Annotated in this window: 14 protein-coding genes and 1 tRNA gene; 11 read left to right on the top strand and 4 right to left on the bottom strand. The window is 65.2% G+C overall.

What is annotated here, in order from left to right; all coding sequences use genetic code 11:
* Positions 1-2: 2 nt before the first annotated feature.
* Positions 3-983: an NAD(P)H-dependent glycerol-3-phosphate dehydrogenase gene (locus tag IVA75_RS10905; protein ID WP_247284988.1), complete on the bottom strand. Its 981-nt coding sequence runs from the start codon at positions 981-983 to the stop codon at positions 3-5.
* Positions 984-985: 2 nt separating this feature from the next.
* Positions 986-2059 (bottom strand): tRNA (adenosine(37)-N6)-threonylcarbamoyltransferase complex transferase subunit TsaD, encoded by a 1074-nt coding sequence (gene tsaD / locus IVA75_RS10900; RefSeq protein WP_247284987.1) that lies wholly within the window; start codon positions 2057-2059, stop codon positions 986-988.
* Positions 2060-2223: 164 nt separating this feature from the next.
* Between tsaD and IVA75_RS10895 the strand changes: the two genes are divergently transcribed.
* The 6 genes from IVA75_RS10895 to IVA75_RS10870 all read left to right on the top strand — a co-directional run bounded on the left by IVA75_RS10895 (position 2224) and on the right by IVA75_RS10870 (position 9404).
* Positions 2224-2970, top strand: coding sequence for a uroporphyrinogen-III synthase (locus IVA75_RS10895; RefSeq protein WP_247285457.1), 747 nt, complete (start codon positions 2224-2226; stop codon positions 2968-2970).
* Between the two features lie 69 nt (positions 2971-3039).
* Positions 3040-4311 carry a hypothetical protein gene (locus IVA75_RS10890; protein ID WP_247284986.1) on the top strand — a complete coding sequence of 424 codons (1272 nt, stop codon included), beginning with the start codon at positions 3040-3042 and terminating at the stop codon, positions 4309-4311.
* 36 nt (positions 4312-4347) lie between these two features.
* A complete protein-coding gene (locus IVA75_RS10885) occupies positions 4348-6147 on the top strand; it encodes a heme biosynthesis HemY N-terminal domain-containing protein (RefSeq protein WP_247284985.1) in 1800 nt (599 codons plus the stop codon).
* Between the two features lie 100 nt (positions 6148-6247).
* Positions 6248-6323, top strand: a tRNA-Thr gene (locus tag IVA75_RS10880).
* 212 nt (positions 6324-6535) lie between these two features.
* The gene (locus IVA75_RS10875; protein ID WP_247284984.1) at positions 6536-8911 is read left to right on the top strand and encodes a hypothetical protein; all 2376 of its coding nucleotides are present in this window, start codon (positions 6536-6538) and stop codon (positions 8909-8911) included.
* A gap of 103 nt (positions 8912-9014) precedes the next feature.
* A complete protein-coding gene (locus IVA75_RS10870) occupies positions 9015-9404 on the top strand; it encodes a hypothetical protein (RefSeq protein WP_247284983.1) in 390 nt (129 codons plus the stop codon).
* A 75-nt stretch (positions 9405-9479) separates the two neighbouring features.
* Here IVA75_RS10870 and IVA75_RS10865 read toward each other — a convergent pair whose 3' ends face one another.
* Entirely contained in the window at positions 9480-10526 is a 1047-nt protein-coding gene (locus IVA75_RS10865; RefSeq protein ID WP_247284982.1) for a polysaccharide deacetylase family protein, read from the bottom strand.
* A 253-nt stretch (positions 10527-10779) separates the two neighbouring features.
* Here IVA75_RS10865 and IVA75_RS10860 point away from each other — a divergent pair, with 253 nt between their 5' ends.
* Together IVA75_RS10860 and IVA75_RS10855 are read left to right on the top strand one after the other, a co-directional pair.
* Positions 10780-11106, top strand: coding sequence for a hypothetical protein (locus tag IVA75_RS10860; RefSeq protein WP_247285455.1), 327 nt, complete (start codon positions 10780-10782; stop codon positions 11104-11106).
* A 180-nt stretch (positions 11107-11286) separates the two neighbouring features.
* On the top strand, positions 11287-11499 hold the full coding sequence (locus IVA75_RS10855; protein WP_007604145.1) for a hypothetical protein: 213 nt from the start codon (positions 11287-11289) through the stop codon (positions 11497-11499).
* Between the two features lie 26 nt (positions 11500-11525).
* Here the strand turns inward: IVA75_RS10855 and IVA75_RS10850 are convergent, their stop codons facing one another.
* Positions 11526-13214 (bottom strand): MFS transporter, encoded by a 1689-nt coding sequence (locus tag IVA75_RS10850; protein ID WP_027566314.1) that lies wholly within the window; start codon positions 13212-13214, stop codon positions 11526-11528.
* 172 nt (positions 13215-13386) lie between these two features.
* Here IVA75_RS10850 and IVA75_RS10845 point away from each other — a divergent pair, with 172 nt between their 5' ends.
* From IVA75_RS10845 to IVA75_RS10835, 3 genes are read left to right on the top strand one after another with little or no spacing between them, the layout of a single operon-like run.
* On the top strand, positions 13387-14754 hold the full coding sequence (locus tag IVA75_RS10845) for a hydrolase (RefSeq protein ID WP_247284981.1): 1368 nt from the start codon (positions 13387-13389) through the stop codon (positions 14752-14754).
* A gap of 34 nt (positions 14755-14788) precedes the next feature.
* Positions 14789-16156: a cytochrome P450 gene (locus IVA75_RS10840; RefSeq protein ID WP_247284980.1), complete on the top strand. Its 1368-nt coding sequence runs from the start codon at positions 14789-14791 to the stop codon at positions 16154-16156.
* 50 nt (positions 16157-16206) lie between these two features.
* On the top strand, positions 16207-17616 hold the full coding sequence (locus tag IVA75_RS10835) for an adenylate/guanylate cyclase domain-containing protein (RefSeq protein ID WP_027566317.1): 1410 nt from the start codon (positions 16207-16209) through the stop codon (positions 17614-17616).
* The last annotated feature ends 101 nt before the right edge of the window (positions 17617-17717 follow it).

The following is a 17717-nucleotide window of genomic DNA, read 5'->3' as shown; positions in this document are numbered from 1 at the left end:
GTTCATTCCTCTGCCTTGAAAGGTCGCGTCATGAGCCCCGAGATCGCGGCGTCGATCGTGCTTCTGCCGGTCAGAATCGATGCGACGGCTTCCGATACCGGCATTTCGATGTTTTGCGAAGCCGCGAGTTCGATCAGTACCGGCGCGGTGAATTCGCCTTCGGCAAGCTTGCCGGCGGGCGGCTGCTCGCTGCGGCCAAGCGCCAGGCCGAGCGCGAAATTGCGCGATTGTGGGCTCGAGCAGGTCAGGATCAGATCGCCGAGGCCAGACAAGCCCGTGAGTGTTTCGCTGCGTGCGCCGAGCGCGCGGCCGAGGCGTGTCAGCTCGGCAAAGGCGCGGGTGGTGAGTGCGGCCTGTGCGGAAGCGCCGAGCTTGCGCCCGACCGCGATACCGACCGCGATCGCGAGCACGTTCTTGGCGGCGCCGCCGATCTCGACGCCGCGGACATCGGTGGAGTGATAGGGCCGGAACGTCGGCGAGCCCAGCGCCTGCACCAGTTGGTTGGCCAGCGTTTCTTCCCTCGCCGCCAGCGTGACCGCGGTCGGCAGGCCACGCGCGACATCGTCGGCAAAGCTCGGGCCCGACAGGATCGCCGGCTGCGCGTGAGGCGCGGCCTCGACGATCACGTCGGTCATGAATTTATGGGTGCCGTGCTCGATGCCCTTGGCGCAGGCAATGATCGGCACCGGTCTAGCCAGATGCGAGGCGAGCATGTTGACAGCACCGCGCAGATGCTGCGCGGGCACTGCGATCAGCAGCATATCCGCGCGCGCGGCGAGCGCCAGGTCGCTCGTGACGATGATCTCCGGAGCAAGCCGCACGCCGGGCAGCCGCGGATTGTCGCGGCTCGATGCGATCCGCGTCGCGTGCTCGGGATTGCGCGCCCACAGCGTCACGTTCCGTCCGGCCCGCGCCGCCACCATCGCCAGGGCCGTGCCCCAGGCGCCCGCGCCGATCAGCGCGACAGATCGGAACGCTGTCATTGCTAGAATCCCGCGCGTGTCTTGCCGTATCCGGCCGGTGCCGTCGCGTTCGCATCGAGCAGCCAGCGCGCGCGAGGCCGTGCTTCCATCGTGTCGATCATGCCGAGCGCGAGACGTTCGGCGCCGGCCCAGGCGATCATCGCGCCGTTGTCGGTGCAGAGCGCCGGCGGCGGCATGATCAATTGTGTACCGGCTTTGCTCGCAACCTCATGCAAGGCGCCGCGGATCGCCTGATTGGCGGCAACGCCGCCGGCCGCCACCAGCGCACGTGGCGCACCGAACTGCTCGCGGAAGAGTTTCAGACCGACGCTCAACCGGTCGGCCGTGGAGTCGAGCACGGCGGCCTGGAAGCTCGCGCAGAGATCGCTGACGTCCTGCGGTGTGATCTCGGCCAACCGGCTCGCTTCGTTGCGCACCGCCGTCTTCAATCCCGATAACGAGAAGTTGGCGTCGGGGCGTCCCTGCAGCGGCCGCGGAAACGCAAATCGCGCGGGATCGCCGCTGACTGCCGCACGCTCGACCTGCGGCCCGCCGGGATAGGGCAGTCCCAGCATCTTCGCGACCTTGTCGAAGGCCTCGCCGATCGCATCGTCCACGGTGGTGCCGAGCCGCACATACTGGCCGACGCCGGTGACGGCGACGATCTGGGTATGGCCGCCCGAGGCGAGAAACAGGCAATAGGGAAATTCGAGTGCGTCGGTCAGGCGCGGCGTCAGCGCATGCGCTTCCAGATGGTTCACCGCGACCAGCGGCGTGTCGTGCACCATCGCGATCGCCTTCGCGGTGGTGAGCCCGACGATGACGCCCCCGATCAGCCCCGGCCCCGCCGCGGCCGCGACACCGTCGAGCTGGGCGAAGTCGATGCCGGCCTCAGTCATGGCGCGGTCGATGATGCCGTCGAGCAGGTCGACATGGGCGCGGGCCGCGATCTCCGGCACCACGCCGCCGAAGCGGGCATGTTCCTCGACCTGCGACCGTACGATATTGGACAGGATCTTGCCGCTGCCGTCAGGCGCACGCTCAATTACCGCCGCGGCGGTCTCGTCGCAGGTGGTTTCGATGCCCAGTACCAGCATTGGCGAATTGTTATCCAATTTGCGCCCTTCTCACGCCCCTTGCGCTCATCCGCAAAGCAGAGTTCTGGTACGTCCGGTAGCATTCCGGGGTCGGCCAACGCAATCGTCACGCGCGGCCGTCCCTCGTGAAAGCGCCACCGCCACGTGGTTCGGGAACACAAGCGATGTCCATTCTTGTCACACGGCCGCATCCCGACAATGAGGCGACGTCGGAAAATCTTCGTGCACGGGGGCATGTGGCGCTGCTCGCCCCGGTGCTCAAGTTCGAGCCGGTCGCCTTCCATGACGAGAGTGAGACAAGCTACAGCGCCGTCATTGTCACGTCGGCCAATGCGATCCGTGGCGTCGCGCCGCAATTGCGGGACCTTGGTCTCCAAGAGCTGCCGCTGTTCGCGGTCGGCGAGCACACGGCCGCCGCCGGGCGCGATGCTGGCTTTGCCGAGGTGATTGTCGCTGGTGGCGACGGTGCTGCCCTGCGCGACAAGGTGATGCAGAGCGCGCGCGACAAGCGGCTGAAGAAAAAGGGCACGTTGCTCTATCTCGCGGGCGCGGACCTGTCGCGCGACCTCGGCGGTGAGCTGGGCGCCGAAGGCTTCAACGTCGTCACGCAGACGACCTACCGCATGGCGCCGGTCAAGCTGTTGCCGCGCGATGTCTGTGAGGGCTTTGCCGCCCATGGGATCGAGGCGGTGCTGCATTACTCCCGGCGCAGCGCGCGGGCTTTCCTGGAAGCCGCGCGCGCCGAAGGTGTCGAAATCTCGGCTCTGGCGATCCCGCAATGCTGCCTGTCCGAGACGGTCGCGGGCGTGCTGCGCGAGGCGGGTGCCTCGCAGGTTCTGGTGGCGGCGACGCCGGACGAAAATGCCCTATTTGACACCTTGGAGCGTGCTTTGCGCACCCGTTTGGCGTAAGAGGTCGGGCCGAATCCGACGCAATCGGATCCGTTCGTTCAGGGCATGTAAGTGTGAGGAACCGTCACGATGGCCGACGACAAGCCTGAAGACGCAGGATTGGCTCCCGAGTCCGGCCGCGCCAAGCGCATCCCGCCCACCATCGACCTCCAGGCGACCGAGGTCTCGACCCAGCCGCAGGAGGTGGCGGGCGAGCCTGAGGCAGCGACCGAACAGGCCGCGCATGAGCAGGCCAAATCTGAAGAGGGCAAGTCTCAGGAGGAAAAGTCTCAGGAGGAAAAATCTCAAGAGGCAAAGTCCGAAGAATCTCATGCCGAGCCGAAGCCCGAGCTTGCCCAGGAAGAATCTTCCGTTGCGTCCGCGTCGGTATCGCCGTCAATTTCACCCTGGGTTATCGCTCCGTTCTCCGGCGCCGTGGCAGCCGCCATCGTCATCGCGGTCGGCTGGATGCTGGGCTGGCCTGCGGTGCAGGCGCCCCCGGCTGCTCCGCAAGTGACGGGCGCAACCGTCGAGGCGCTGAGCGGGCGTGTGGCCGCGGTCGAAGCCAAGGCGGGCAAGCCTGGCGCCGATCCGGCCATGGTGGCGCGGATCGATGCGCTGGAGAAATCCGCAACGAGCCTGCGCAGCGAGATCGCCAATCTGCGCGCACAATCCGACAAGACCGCGAGCGTCCTGAACGACGCGACATCGGCGCCGCGCGCTGCCGCGCCCGATCTTGCCGCTCTCAACGACCGCCTCGCGCAGCTCGAGCGTGCCAGCAAGACCGAACGTGCGGAACTCGCGCAGCAAAGCGAGAAGATCGCCGAAGCGAAGACGATGGACGACAAGCCGCTGCGCCACGTGGTGGCGGCGGCCCTGCTCGACGTCGCCGTTCGCCACGGCGACGCCTACGAATCGCAGCTCGCCGCCGCGCGGTCGCTGGCCGCAAAGCCGGATATGCTGAAGCCGCTCGACACTTTTGCATCGTCAGGCATTCCGACGCCGGTCGCGCTCAGTCGCGAGCTCCTCAACATCGTGCCGAAATTGTCGCCGCCGGCGGAAGCCCCGGCCAGTGGCACTGGAATCGTCGAGCGTCTTCAGGCGGGGGCGTCGAAACTCGTCCGCATCGAGCGTACCGACGGGGTCGGCAATGATCGCGGCGCCATCGTCGCGCGGGTGACGGCGGCTGCGCTGCGCAACGATTTCGTCGAGGCACGGCGCGAGTTGAAGACGCTGCCCGAGGCCGATCGTGCACCGGCGCAAGCCTGGCTCGACAAGGCCGATGCCCGTGACGCCGCGCTCGCCGCCTCACGCAAATTCGCCGACGCCGCCATGGCGGATCTCGTCAAGCCTGGTCAATAAAGGTTCGCGCAACAATCAGCGCGTATAGGGATCGTCATGCTTCGCATCGTCATCTTCCTCGTCCTGATCGCGCTGGCGGCGGCCGGCGCGGCCTGGGTTGCCGATCAGCCCGGCGATCTCGTCCTGACCGCAGGCAGTTTCCGCGCCACGACGACGCTTCCCAGATTCGTGTTCTTGCTGGGCCTCTTTGCCGCGGCAGTCGTGCTGGTCTGGAGCCTGCTGACGATGGCCTGGCGCGCTCCGGGGCGTCTGCGCCGCCGCCGTCACGAAAAGCGTCATGCGCGCGGCCGCCACGCCATCACCCACGGCCTGCTTGCGATCGGCCACGGCGACACCGCGCTTGCCCGTCGCCACGCCGATACCGCGCGGCGGCTGGCCGCAAACGATCCGCTCGCGCTTCTCTTGCATGCGCAATCGGCGCAGCTCGAGGGCAATCGCGACGAGGCCCAGCGGGTCTTCCGCGCCATGGCCGAGCGCGAGGACACGCGCCTGCTCGGCCTGCGCGGCCTGTTCATCGAGGCGCAGCGCGCCGACGACGCGGTCGGCGCGGTGATGATCGCCGAGGAGGCGATCAAGCTGTCGCCGTCCTCGACCTGGGCCTCGCATGCGGTGCTCGGCTTCCGCTGCGCGCGCGGCGACTGGAGCGGCGCGCTCGCGATCCTCGATTCGAATCTGTCCGCGGGCCTGATCGACAAGCAGGCCTATCGCCGCCAGCGCGGCGTGCTGCTCGCCGCACGCGCGCTGGAATTGGAAACGATGGACCGCGACGTCGCGCGCGAGAGCGTGATGCAGGCGGTCAAGCTCGCGCCTACCCTGGTCCCGGCCGCAGTGCTCGCCGCAAAATTCGAGAGCGAGGCGCACCAGGTGCGCCGCGCCATGAAGCTGGTGGAAACCGCCTGGCTCGCCAATCCGCATCCTGATCTCGCGGATGCCTATGCGCATGTGAAGCTCGGCGATTCCGCGCGGCAGCGTCTGCAGCGGGTCGAGACGCTTGCGGCCAAAATTCCTGCCGACAAGGCCGGTTATGTCGAAGGCCAGCTGGCGATCGCGCGCGCCGCGATCGATGCGTCCGAGTTCGCCCGTGCGCGCGCGGTGCTAGCGCCTTACGTCAACGATCCGACCCAGCGCGTGGCGCTGCTGATGGCCGAGATCGAGCGTACCGAGCATGGTGACGGCGGCCGGGCCCGCGCCTGGACCTTGCGCGCGGTGCGCGCCCGCCATGATCCGGCCTGGACCGCGGACGGTTATGTCAGCGACCGCTGGCGTCCGGTCTCCCCGGTCACCGGCCGGCTTGACGCGTTCCAGTGGCAGACGCCGGTCGCTAGTCTTCCTTCCGACAGGGGCGCGATGATCGAATCCTCGGCGTTCGAGGAAGCCATGCTGGCGGCTCCGCCGCCGAAGCGGGTGACGGCGGCCCCGAGCGAAGGCCCGGCGGAACCGGTTGTCACGGCGCCGGATCCGGTGCCTGCCCCGCAGGACAATTCGCCGCCCCTTGAGGACAAGGAAATCTCAAAGGAAATCGCCGGGGAAACTGTCAAGGAAACAGCCAAGGAAGAGCCGGCCATCACGCCCGCCGAGCCGGTCCAACAGGCCCCCGAGATCGTCGAATCATCGCCGGCGGCGGCAACGCCGGTGTTCCGGACCCGCGCCGACCTCGGCAAGCCCACACCAGCACCTATTCCCGCCGTTATCCCGATCGTCCGCGCCCCTGATGATCCAGGGATCGACGACGAGGGTCTGAGCGATGAATTTACGGAACAAATCGGCACGCCCAGGGACCACGCGAAGGCCCAAGCCGGCGGCTGGCGCGGATTCTGGTCTCGCTGGGGCGGGTGAGCGGCATTTGAGAGCCGGCGCCACCTTGCCAATTCGGGCCATGCCCGATATCAGGAGCGCGCGTAACGGGACCGGCCTCGCGCGGGCCCCGGCAAGGTTCGCCGCAATAGCTCAGTTGGTAGAGCACGTCATTCGTAATGACGGGGTCGGGGGTTCGAATCCCTCTTGCGGCACCAGCGCCCCAGCGTCCGGCCCGAAGATTTTGGTGACGGAACGGACCTAAGTCGAGACGTTGCAGGGTTTTCTGCTCCAGGTCGAAATATCCCAAATCATGCATGAAGCTGACAATGCTTCGCGGCCCGCGTGCCGCGCGCTTTGGTCATTTGCCTTGGATTGACAGCGCGTCCGGACGGCCGAAACTAAAGGCAATGCGGCGGCGCGAGGCAGCATGCACGATATCCTGGTGGTTGGGCTCGTCGCGCTCACGAGCGGCGCCATTGGTCTTCCGTTCTCCCTGCTTCTGCCGTCGGACCAGTTTGCTGTGCGCTGGGCGCTCGCGCCGCCGCTTGGCTTCGGCCTTCTCGCCGCAGGAACCGCGGTCCTGTATCTCTCCGGCGTCGCTCCATGGGTGACGCTGCTTGCGATGGCAATCGCCGGTCTTGTCATTGCCGCCGCAATGCGCTTTCCGGCGCTGCGTCGGCGGCCCGAGCCATCGTTCGGACGCCGGCTTGCGATGGCGATCGCGGTCGCGGCTATTGCGATGGTGTGTCTTGCTCCCGGCTGGACCGGAGGCGCGCGCTTCCGCGTTTTCCAGGCCAACGTCTACGATCACATGCTGTACGTGGGCTCCTCGGTTTCGTATCGGGTGCTCGACCACGCAACCCTGGCAGTCCAGGGCGCCGACGAGACGAACTCCAATCCAATTTCAGTGATGGCGCTGAAGTTCGTCGACTATCGCGGCGCCGTGTCGATGATCCATGCGGCAATCGCCGCCATCAGTCGCGGCGATGTCGTCGATTGCGCCTATCCGTATATGGTCGGCATGCAGCTCAACATGCTGTTTGCGGCGCTGTTCGTCTTTGTCAACGCGCTCTCGATGCGGCGCTGGCTGGGGTTTGCGTGCGCCGCCGCGCTTACGATTGGATTCTTCGAGCAGTACGTCTTCGATATCAACGCCTGGTCGCAGCTTGCGACGCAGCCGATCTTCCTGCTTCTGCTCGCATTCGTGGCTTTCGCCTTCGACCACAATCGCTTTGGGCAGATGCCCGGCTCGATCATGCGGTTGGGAGCGGTCTTTGCGGCCTTGATGACAGGCGCGTTCTTTCTCTACCCGGAATCGCTGACGATCTACGGTCCCGCCGCGGCGGTTGCGGCCGCGATGGGCTGCTGGCATCGCGCCTCGCGCAAGGCCTTGCCCGTGGCTGCGTCAGGCTTGGCGGCGGGTGTGGGAATATCGCTGCTCGCGTGCATCCCGCTCTGGTCCGGCACGGTTGCCTATGTCGTCCGCCAGCTGAGTCATGCAGCGATCAACCCGCCAGACTGGTGGAAGTACTATCAGCGTTACCTATTTGGCAGCGACGCGAACTTTCTCGCTGTCATCACCAGTCCCGACAGTCGTATCGGAGAACTGGCGAACGCCTGGTTCTCATTGCCCGTCGAATCCGCGCTTGCGGGTCTCGGCCTCTATGCGGTGCTGCCGTCGGCGGGTTGGCCCGTCGCCGCGGCGGTCGCGTGGAAATTGCTGCTCTATGGCTTTCTGTTCGTGCTGTTGAGGGGGATTGCAAGAACAGCGTGGACGATCTGGCGCGCCGATCCGGACGGAAGCGCTGCTCGACTCCTGGCAGGCAGCCTTGCCGGATGCCTCGTACCCATTGCCCTCCTCGCGGCCGGTCATGGTTGGGCCGCGGGCAAGGGCCTGGCCATGGCGATGCCGATGCTCTTCACTCTTGTCGTTGCTCCCTTGGCGCCCTTGGCTCCCTTGGCTGCGAAGCGGTGGAATCCAGGCGCCGTTGCCGTCGTCGTGGCTGTTCACCTCGGCCTCGGCATATTGCGGCCGCTGCTGGTGATGCAAGTGGTGGGCGCGGGTCTTCCGGGTCTTCCGACCGCCGCCGCGCAGGTCAACGCGCAAAAGGCGACGTCTCTCGACTGGGACTACAATCGCCTGTCGGCGGACATCAAGAGCTGCAACGGACTTGTCATCGATGTTGCGAATCCGATGATGCACAATTTGTTGCGCCGGCTCGCAGCGGAGCTTCGTGTGCCTTGGGCGGCGCCGCGAATCATGTCCTGGCCCGACAGGGCGGGGCGGCCGTATTTTCCCGAAGGCTTTGAAAAGTTCGACTGTCTGGTGGCGTCCGGACGGCTCACGGCCAATCCGGGGCAGCGGCTGATATCCGTGGCCACAGACCGGTCTTCGCGCGAATTCATGGATGGGCAACGCAATGTGCTTGAGGTCGGCGCAGAAGCTCCGCCGGGGATCGCAACGCGCGGCCTTTTCGGCAAGGAAATGACTCCTGGCGGTGCGCTTCAATGGGCATCGCCGAACGCGCGCCTCGAGATTCCGAACAAGCCTTTGATGCCGGCGCGCACGTTGAAGCTCGAATTGTGGCCTATGCCGATCTCCGGAAACGAATTCCTGGTCAAGATCAATGGACGTGAGATCTACAAAGGCGTCGTGCCCGCAGGCCCGTTGTCATTTCCGTTGGATCGATTCGCAAGCGACGAGACGCTCGTGATCGAATTGGACACCAATGCCGTCACCCATTTTCCGGGCGATCCCCGCGACCTCGGTTTTGCGATCCGGGAGCTGAGCGTTCGCCGGTAGCCAATGAAGATGCGAGGGATGCCCGCCGGCGTGATTCGCATCACATTACCCCGAGCGCGGCTCTCCTAGTGTCCAGCTCACACCAAACACGGGGAGATTTCATATGCGCAAGATCATTCTGGTGGCCACCATGGTGCTGGTCTCTGCCTCTGCCCAGGCCGGAGGCCCGCGCAGCCTGTCACTGTCCGCGGTGAGCGAGCCGGCTTCGGTTCAGCAAACGGCGCCGGCGCTTGCTGCCGCGCCGACGCAGATGAGCGAAGCAGCGCCAGCCGCCGAAGCTCCGAAATATCTCGATCGCCCGCCGGCGGTTTCGCTTGCTGCGCCCGTGGCGGCCGCCACACCCACACCGACGACCACCACGGCCTCAGCGCCCGCGACGACGACCCAACCCGCCGCGACGACGACGGCCAAGGCAGACAAGCGGAAGCACAAGCGCAGCTGGACCGAAGGCCGCATCATCAGCGAACTGCATCGTCACGGCATCTACTGGTAAGATGCCTGCTCTCAAAAAGCATATGGCCGGGACAAGCCCGGCCATGACGCAAGAGTTTTGGATCGGACTGACGCGTTACTGCGAAACCGTCTGCACCACGCTCCCGATCGGACGCGCGCTCGAGGTCGGCACCTTCAGGTCCTTCAGCAGCGCCTCGTCATATTCCGGCAGCGTCTGGAAGGTCGTCTTGGCCTTCATCTGCACGACCTTGTAGCCGCCGGCCTTGAGACGCGCGAGCAGCGCCGGCATGGCTTCGCCGGTGTGCTTCTGGAAGTCGTGCATCAGGATGATGCCCTTGCCGAGCTTGTCGAGCCTGGTCATCACGGTCTCGATGATCTTCTCCGGCGTTGCGCCCTTCCTGAAGTCGAAGGAGTCGATGTCGGTCGAGAACATCGCGACGTTGCGAGTGCCGAAATAGCTCACGATCGCCGGATTGTGCTGAAGCTGCGGGAAGCGGAAGAACGGTGCGGGATTGGTGCCGAGCGCAAACCTCACTGCGCTGAAGCCCTTCTCGACCTCGTCCTTGGCCATTTGCTCCGTCATCTTCTTGCCGTTCAGATTGACGTGCGACCAGGTGTGCGCGCCGACTGTGTGGCCCTGGGCCAGCACCTGACGCAAGATTTCCGGATGGTAGGTCGCATGCTTGCCGACCGAGAAGAATAGGCCCTTGGTGCATTCATCCGCGAGCGCCTTCAGCACGGCGGGCGTGTTGACCGGCCAGGGGCCGTCATCGAAGGTCAGCACGACCTCTTTGTCGGTGAGGAAGTCGAACTGCTTGAAATGATCGAAGCCGAAGCCCGGACCGCCGGTGGTGTCGATCTCGACCACCCGGGAGACGCCGAGCGCGTTGGGATTGGCGCAGGTCGATTTCTGCTGCACCGGCATGGGCGCGGGTGCGGGCGCCGGGGCGGCTGCCGCCGGCTTGGCCGCAATCGCCGCCGTGGTCGCGACGTCGTCCTTGGCGGCGAGCTTCGCCTGTGCCGGCAATGGATCGGCGGCACGGGCGGCAATTGTCTTGGGAGCGGCCTGGTCGGCGCGCGAGGAATAATAAAACCAACCGCCGGCGGCAATCACGACCGCCGCAACTACACTGGCCAGCATCAGGCCCAACGCATTACGCATCGCCATTCTTTCCAATTACGCAACCAAACCGGCGGAATTTCCCGCTCGCCGAGCCATTAATGCGAAGGAACAGTTAACGTGACACCAACACGGCAGCGGATATGAAGGAATTTCAGCGAGGTGCGCCAACGTGACGGAAGTCACAGAGGGTGGGCCTCCCGTGACCGTCATCACAGTGGAAACTGTTTTGCTGGAGCATGGTCGATCCCATCAACAACGGGCCCGCTTCCAGCGGTGCCAATGGGAGCTTCAAATGACCAACTCGCTGAACACCAAGTCTCTGAACACCAAGTCCTTAAGTAGCAAGATCCGCGACACCAGCCTGGCTCTGGGCTTTGCCGCAATCCTCTCGATCGCCTCGACCGGCTCGAGCTTCGCCTTCTCGTCCGAAGCGCAGCAGCAGTGCACTGGCGACGCCTTCCGCCTGTGTTCGTCGGAAATCCCGAACATCCCGAAGATCACGGCGTGCATGATGAAGCATCGTTCGGATCTGAGCGCCGGTTGCCGCACCGTGATGGACAAGGAACTCGCCAAGGGCGGCGCGTCACGCAAGGTCGCTGACGCCCAGGACAGTCAGTAACAGACAGCCAGTAACAGCAACGATCGCTCGTTGCGTCGGTTCGCTCCCCTCGCGATGTGCCCCGGCGTGAATGCCGGAGCCACGCGGCGGCGCAGATCCGCCTGTCAATAAAGCCGTTGCGGCTTCGGGATCGTCGCTCTAGCTTCCCCCGCACATCTTCCGGGTAAGAGGCATTACGCGATGACCAGATTTCTTTTCATCATTCCATTGATCCTGTTTGCATCGGCTGCGTCAGCGCAGCAGCCCGGTCACGACGCCTGCGCACGCGACGTCACGCGCTTCTGCCGCCCGGTGATGAACAATGGCGATCAGGCTGTGCTCGCCTGCCTCAAGCAGAACCGTACGCGGCTCACCAAAGGCTGCGACAAGGTGCTGACGGATCACGGGCAATAAGGCGTCGCTGCGGACTCGCAAAAACCCTACGTGCTGCTTCCCGCCGCAGTGGCGACCACGGGCAGCACCTCACTTGCTGCCTGGTCCGGCGTCTCCTCTTTCCAGCGCACCGAGCCGAACGGACGCTCGAGCATGCGGCGGATCCGCACCGGATCGGGGCCGACGTGGAAATCGATCGCCTCCTGATGCAGCGCGCGTTCGGACTGGGTTGAGCGGTTGCGCTGGCGTAGATAGTCGAGCCAGGTCGGACAGTGGTAGCGCTCGGTCCACAATTCGGGATCGGCGATGTCGCGCGCGATCGACCAGCCATAGGCGCCGTTGCGCTGCCGAGAGAGCTGCACATCCTGCATCACGTTGTGAAAGGCGCGCGCGTTCTCTTGGGCGACGCGGTATTCGATCTCGACCACCAGCGGCCCGCTGCGTGCCGTGAGCGACAGTTTGACTTCAGGATCGGCCAGCACATCGGCGTCTTCGTTGCGCGCGCCGACGCGCGGCATCGTGAGCCAGATCCCGAGCACCGGCGAGATCAGCATCAGGCCGGCGGCCGTCAGCAGCGCGACCTCGACGCCGGCATAGTCGGTGAGATGGCCCCAACCCCAGGCGCCGATCGCGATGCCGCCGGAAATCGAGGCCTGGAACGCTGCGAGCGAGCGGCCCGCAACCCAGCGCGGCGCCGAAAGCTGCACGCCGATATTGAACAGCGCAATGGCGGCCATCCAGACCGCGCCGGCGAGCACCAGTGCAGCCGCGGTCAGCACCGGCTCAGTGCTCACGGCAAGAGCGGCCATCGCAAACGCCATCGAGATGGTGCAGGCGCGGATCGCAGCTTCGCCGCTCATGCGCTTGCGCAATTCGTGGATGTTGAGCGCACCGACCACGGCGCCCATCCCGAAGGCACCGAGCATGATGCCGTAGGTCTGCGCGCCGCCATGCAGCAGATCGCGCGCGACCAGCGGCATCAGCGCCATGATGGCGCCGCCAATCAGGCCCATCACCAACGTGCGCAACAGCACGATCTTGATCGGAGGCGAATTGGTGATGTAGCGGAAGCCCGACACCATGGCGCGGTTGAGCTTCTCCCGCGGCAGGCGCGAGGGTTCGGTGTTGCGCCGCCAGAGCAGCAGCACCACCAGCAACGGCAAATAGAGGATCGCATTGCACGCAAACGCCGCCACCGCACCGAGCGCGGCGACGATGACACCACCGACCGCCGGACCGAAGCTGCGCGCAATGTTGTAGCTGATGCCGTTCAGCGCAACGGCCGATGGCAGGGCATCGGGCGGCACCTGCTCGCTGACTGAGGACTGCCAGGCCGGACCGAACAGTGCGTTGCCGCTGCCGACGACGAAGCAGAAGACGAGCAGCGTTTCCGGGGAAATGTAGTTGAGCCAGGCCAGGACCGTGAGCGCGGTCGCGCCAGTCAGCGCGATCATGAGTGCGATCAGTGTCACGATGCGGCGGTCATACATGTCGGCGATGGCGCCGGCCGGCATCGAGATCAGCATGATCGGCAGCATCAGAGCGGTTTGCACCAGAGCCACCTTGTCCGCCGAGGCCGCCATCTGCGTCATGGCCCAGGCGGCGCCCACGCCTTGGATCAGCAGGCCGAGATTGGAGAGCAGGCTGGCGAGCCAGATGCGCCGGAACACGGTGTACCGCAGCGGCGCCATGATGCCGTCGGCCGCAATTTTCTGGCGGTTCGTCTGCTCGGTCATGTCCCCTTCCAAATGGGCTGGCAGAAGTGGTCTTGGAGTTGTCTTAAAGTTGTCTTGGAGCGGTCTTCGGGCGATTCCGGCAAGTTCAGTGATGCCTGCGAAAGTCCTTCGCTGTCCAGGGGTTAGGCCGGTATAAGCGGTGCAAAGAGATGGTTTTGCCGGGGAGGAACAGATGAAGCTGTCACGACGGGTGATCTTGCAAGGGGCCGGCAGCTTGCCCTTCGCAGTTGCGAGCCTGCGGACGGGCGCATTGGCTCAGCCTTCACCTGCCGGGCCGGGCGAGGTGCCTCCGATCCTGTTCGTCCACGGCAATGGCGACTACGACGCGCTCTGGATGACGACCTTGTGGCGGATGGAATCCAACGGTATCGCGCGCGACCGCATGGCGGCGATCAATTTCACCGATCCAAATGCACGAAGTGACGACAAGGTCGAACAGGCGGGCCGCTCCTCGACCGAGGACCAGCGCCGCGAGCTCGCCGCCGCCATAGCCGAACTGAAGCGCCGCACCGGCGCGGCCCGCGTGGCACTGGTCGGCAGCTCGCGCGGCGGCTACGCGATCCGAAACGCGATCAAGAACGGCGGCGGCGGCGATGTCAGCCACGCCGTGCTGTGCGGCACGCCCAATCACGGCGTGTTCACGACCGACGACCAGCCCAACAGCGAGTTCAACGGTCGCGGCGCGTTTCTGCGCAGCCTCAATGAGGGCGAGAGCGAGGTGACACCGGGTGTTGCCTTCCTCACCTTGCGCAGTGACGGCATGGACAAATACGCGCAGGCCGATGGCCGTTTCATCGGCAAGCCCGGTACGCCAACGGGCGTCAGCGTCGAAGGTCCGGAGTTGAAGGGGGCCAGCAACCTGGTGCTCGGCGCCCTCGATCATCGCGAGGTGGCATTTCACCCCCGGGCCTTCCGCGAGATCTATAAATTCATCGCCGCTCGCGAGCCCGCGCGGATCGCGATTGTGCCGGAGCAGAGCGTCAGGCTGAGTGGCCTCGTGACGGGCACACCGGGAGGCGCGCCGACCAATCGGCCGGTGGCCGGGGCAACCGTCGATGTCTTTCGCGTCGATCCTGAAACCGGGGAGCGCAAGGGTAGCGCCGTGTACAGCGCGAAGACCGGCGCCGACGGCCGCTGGGGACCTGCGCAGGTCGAGCCTTCCTGGTCGCTCGAATTCGCCCTCGTAGCGCCGGATGCGCCGACCACGCACATCTACCGCTCGCCCTTCCCGCGCTCGTCCGACCTGGTGCATCTGCGCGCTGCGCGTCCGCTCGGGCCCGCGGACAAGGACGCCGGGGCTGTCGTGATCATGTCGCGCCCGCGCGGTTATTTCGGCCTGCCACGGGACGTGGTGCTGCTCGACGGCAAGGAGCCGGCGGACGTCAAATCGGGTGTGCCCACGGATTCGACAGCAACACTGCGCCTTTCGGCCGGCGAGGTCGGGCGTAACATCGTGGCCCAATTTGGCGAAGAACGAATTGTGGCACGCGCCTGGCCTGCCTCCGAGAACAGGATTGCGATTGCCGAGCTGACTTATTAGCTAATTGCCTGCGTCACCTCTGCGGGAGCGAGCCATGAACATCGCCAGCGTGCGTCGGCCCATCGTCCCTCCGACCCCGCCGCGTGCGCCCGACGACATGTCGTTCCTCGGCCGGCTTGCCGTGATCAAGCGGAACATGATCGCGACCTGGGGGCAGCGCGCCTACGAGGAAGACGTCATCGAGGGCCGCTTTTTCTTCCGCAACAGTTTTATCCTGAACCGGCCGGATGCGATCCGGCATGTCCTGCTCAGCAATTACGAGAATTATTCGCGCACCCCGGCGGGCATCCGCATGCTTCGTCCCGTGCTCGGCGACGGTCTTCTGATTGCGGAAGGCCATTCGTGGACGTTTCAGCGCCGCACCCTCGCGCCGGCGTTCACGCCGCGTGCGACCGCAAATCTCGTTCCGCACATGACGGCGGTGCTCGACGAGACCATCGCGAAGCTCGACGCGCAAACGAGCGAGCCGGTCGATCTGCGCGAGATCATGCAGCGGATGACGCTGGAGATCGCCGGACGCACCATGTTCTCGTTCGGCATGGACCGTCATGGTCCGACCTTGCGCAACTTCGTCATGGAGTATGGAGCCCGACTCGGACGGCCGTACTTGCTCGACATGGTGCTGCCCCTGTCCTGGCCGAGCCCGATGGATTTTGCCCGCGCCCGTTTCCGCAAGCGCTGGACCGAATTCGTCGCGATGCTGATCGCCGAGCGGCGTGAGATGGGCAAAAAGGACGGCGCGCCGCCGCGCGATCTGTTCGATCTCATGGACGAGGCGCGCGATCCTGAGACCGGCAAGGGCTTTTCGGACGAGCAACTCGTCGACGAAGTCGCGACCATGATCCTCGCGGGCCACGAGACCACGGCGACCGCGCTATTCTGGGCGCTCTATCTGCTCGCGCTCGACCCGGACACGCAGGAAGAAATCGCCTCCGAGACCCGTGGCGAACACCTCGACAGCATGGCCGACATCGATCGCCAGAAGTTCACCCGCGCCGCGATCGAGGAGACCATGCGGCTTTATCCGCCGGCCTTCCTGATCGCCCGGGCCGCGCGCGAGAAGGACAACGCGGCCGGCGTCGAGATCGGCAAGGGCGACATCATCATGATCGCGCCGTGGCTGCTGCACCGGCACGAGAAACTGTGGGATCAGCCGAACGCGTTCATTCCAAAACGCTTCATGTCGACGGAAGCGCCCGATCGGTTTGCCTATCTGCCCTTTGGCGCGGGTCCGCGCGTGTGCATCGGCGCACCATTCGCGCAAGCCGAATCCGTGCTGGCGCTGGCCCGGCTGATCGGCGCGTTCCGTGTCCAGCTTGCCGATACCAGCCCTGTCATTCCGCTCGGCGTCGTCACGACCCAGCCGGACCGTTCACCGCTGTTCCGCATCACGCGTCGGTGACAGGCATTCGCCTGGCCGACGGCGTGATCCACACCAGATAGAGTTACGCCATGAGCGACATCCAGGCCCAGTTTTCCGTTCTGAAGCAGACCGCCGATGCGAAAGTGGTCGACGCGATCACGCGCCTCATCGAAGACGGTGAGGATCACGAGCTCAACCGCGTCAATGTCCTGGACTTCTCCAGAGAGCACAATCTCGACGAAGAGCGCGTGATCTCGGCGTTCCTGCATTCGGCGCGGCTCGGCCTGTTCGATCTCGGTTGGAACGTGTTGTGCCCGGGCTGCGGCGGCGTGCTGGGCGCGCATTCGACCCTCAAGGCGCTCAAGCCAGATGAGTATCACTGCGCGCTCTGCGCCTGCGGCTACAAGACCTCGGTCGACGATCAGGTCGAAGTCTCCTTCACCGTCAATTCACGTGTCCGGCGCATTGCGGCGCATGATCCCGATACGCTGCCGGTGTGGGAGTATTTCAAGCAGGTGTTCTGGAGCTCCGGCGTCGACTTCAACAAGGAATCGTTTGCGACGCTCGCCAACGAGGTGACGCTGGATACGATGGAGCTGCCGGCGGGCGAGAAGGCGACCATGTCGCTGCAACTGCCGAACGACTTCATCATCATCTTCGAACCGGTGACGCACGCCGCCCATTTCATCGACGTGCAGGGCGAGCCGACCAAGGACCGTCAGCAGCTCGCCATCATGTACAACAAGGTGCAGGCGCCGACGGGAACCACGACCATGCGGCCGGGCCCGCTGCGGCTGTCGCTGGAAAACCAGGCCGGCGTGCGCGTGCTGCCGTCGGTGTTCATCGCGGCCGAGGCACTCCATCACCTCATCGGCAAGCGCAAACCGTTTCTTACCGCCAAGCGGATGCTGTCGAACCAGACGTTTCGCGACGTCTTCAAGGCGGACAATCTCAGTCTCGACCAGCGGCTCCAGATCACCTCGCTGACCTTCCTGTTCACCGATCTGAAGGGCTCGACCGCGCTCTATGAGCGCGTCGGCGATCTCGTCGCCTTCGACCTCGTGCGCGCGCATTTCCATGCGCTGCTCGAGATCATCTCCTCCGAGAAAGGCGCGGTGGTGAAGACCATCGGCGACGCCGTGATGGCGACCTTCGTCCGTCCCGAGCATGCGATCGCAGCGGGTTTGCGGATGCGCGCGGCGATGGACGAGCTCAACAAAAAGCGCGGCACTGCCGATCTGATCGTGAAGATCGGCATCCACGAGGGTCCGTGTCTCGCGGTGATGCTGAACGAGCGGCAGGATTATTTCGGCCAGACCGTCAACATCGCCGCCCGCGTGCAGAGCCTCTCGACCGCGCAGGAGATCCACATCACCGGCCCGGTGCTGGATGCACCGGCGGTCGCCGAAGTCCTCAAGCAGCGCGAGATCAGGCCGATCCAGAAGCAGGCCGCACTGCGCGGCATCGCCGACAAGATGGTGGTGTACGAGATACCGTGAGGGGCGGCGATCACCATGGTCTGCGTCATTGCGAGGAGCACTTGCGACGAAGCAATCCAGACTGTCATCGCGGAAAGATCCTGGATTGCTTCGCTGCGCTC

Origin of the sequence: Bradyrhizobium sp. 134 (assembly GCF_023074155.1) — a bacterium.
Lineage (GTDB): Bacteria > Pseudomonadota > Alphaproteobacteria > Rhizobiales > Xanthobacteraceae > Bradyrhizobium.
The sequence above is the reverse complement of the archived record's forward strand: the minus strand, read 5'-3'. Positions and strand labels throughout refer to the sequence as shown.

Bases quoted from the DNA above. Each gene is read 5' to 3' on its own strand.
- IVA75_RS10905 (WP_247284988.1), bottom strand. From the start codon at position 983: ATGACAGCGTTCCGATCTGTCGCGCTGATCGGCGCGGGCGCCTGGGGC.
- tsaD (WP_247284987.1), bottom strand. From the start codon at position 2,059: ATGCTGGTACTGGGCATCGAAACCACCTGCGACGAGACCGCCGCGGCG.
- IVA75_RS10895 (WP_247285457.1), top strand. From the start codon at position 2,224: ATGTCCATTCTTGTCACACGGCCGCATCCCGACAATGAGGCGACGTCG.
- IVA75_RS10890 (WP_247284986.1), top strand. From the start codon at position 3,040: ATGGCCGACGACAAGCCTGAAGACGCAGGATTGGCTCCCGAGTCCGGC.
- IVA75_RS10885 (WP_247284985.1), top strand. From the start codon at position 4,348: ATGCTTCGCATCGTCATCTTCCTCGTCCTGATCGCGCTGGCGGCGGCC.
- IVA75_RS10875 (WP_247284984.1), top strand. From the start codon at position 6,536: ATGCACGATATCCTGGTGGTTGGGCTCGTCGCGCTCACGAGCGGCGCC.
- IVA75_RS10870 (WP_247284983.1), top strand. From the start codon at position 9,015: ATGCGCAAGATCATTCTGGTGGCCACCATGGTGCTGGTCTCTGCCTCT.
- IVA75_RS10865 (WP_247284982.1), bottom strand. From the start codon at position 10,526: ATGCGTAATGCGTTGGGCCTGATGCTGGCCAGTGTAGTTGCGGCGGTC.
- IVA75_RS10860 (WP_247285455.1), top strand. From the start codon at position 10,780: ATGACCAACTCGCTGAACACCAAGTCTCTGAACACCAAGTCCTTAAGT.
- IVA75_RS10855 (WP_007604145.1), top strand. From the start codon at position 11,287: ATGACCAGATTTCTTTTCATCATTCCATTGATCCTGTTTGCATCGGCT.
- IVA75_RS10850 (WP_027566314.1), bottom strand. From the start codon at position 13,214: ATGACCGAGCAGACGAACCGCCAGAAAATTGCGGCCGACGGCATCATG.
- IVA75_RS10845 (WP_247284981.1), top strand. From the start codon at position 13,387: ATGAAGCTGTCACGACGGGTGATCTTGCAAGGGGCCGGCAGCTTGCCC.
- IVA75_RS10840 (WP_247284980.1), top strand. From the start codon at position 14,789: ATGAACATCGCCAGCGTGCGTCGGCCCATCGTCCCTCCGACCCCGCCG.
- IVA75_RS10835 (WP_027566317.1), top strand. From the start codon at position 16,207: ATGAGCGACATCCAGGCCCAGTTTTCCGTTCTGAAGCAGACCGCCGAT.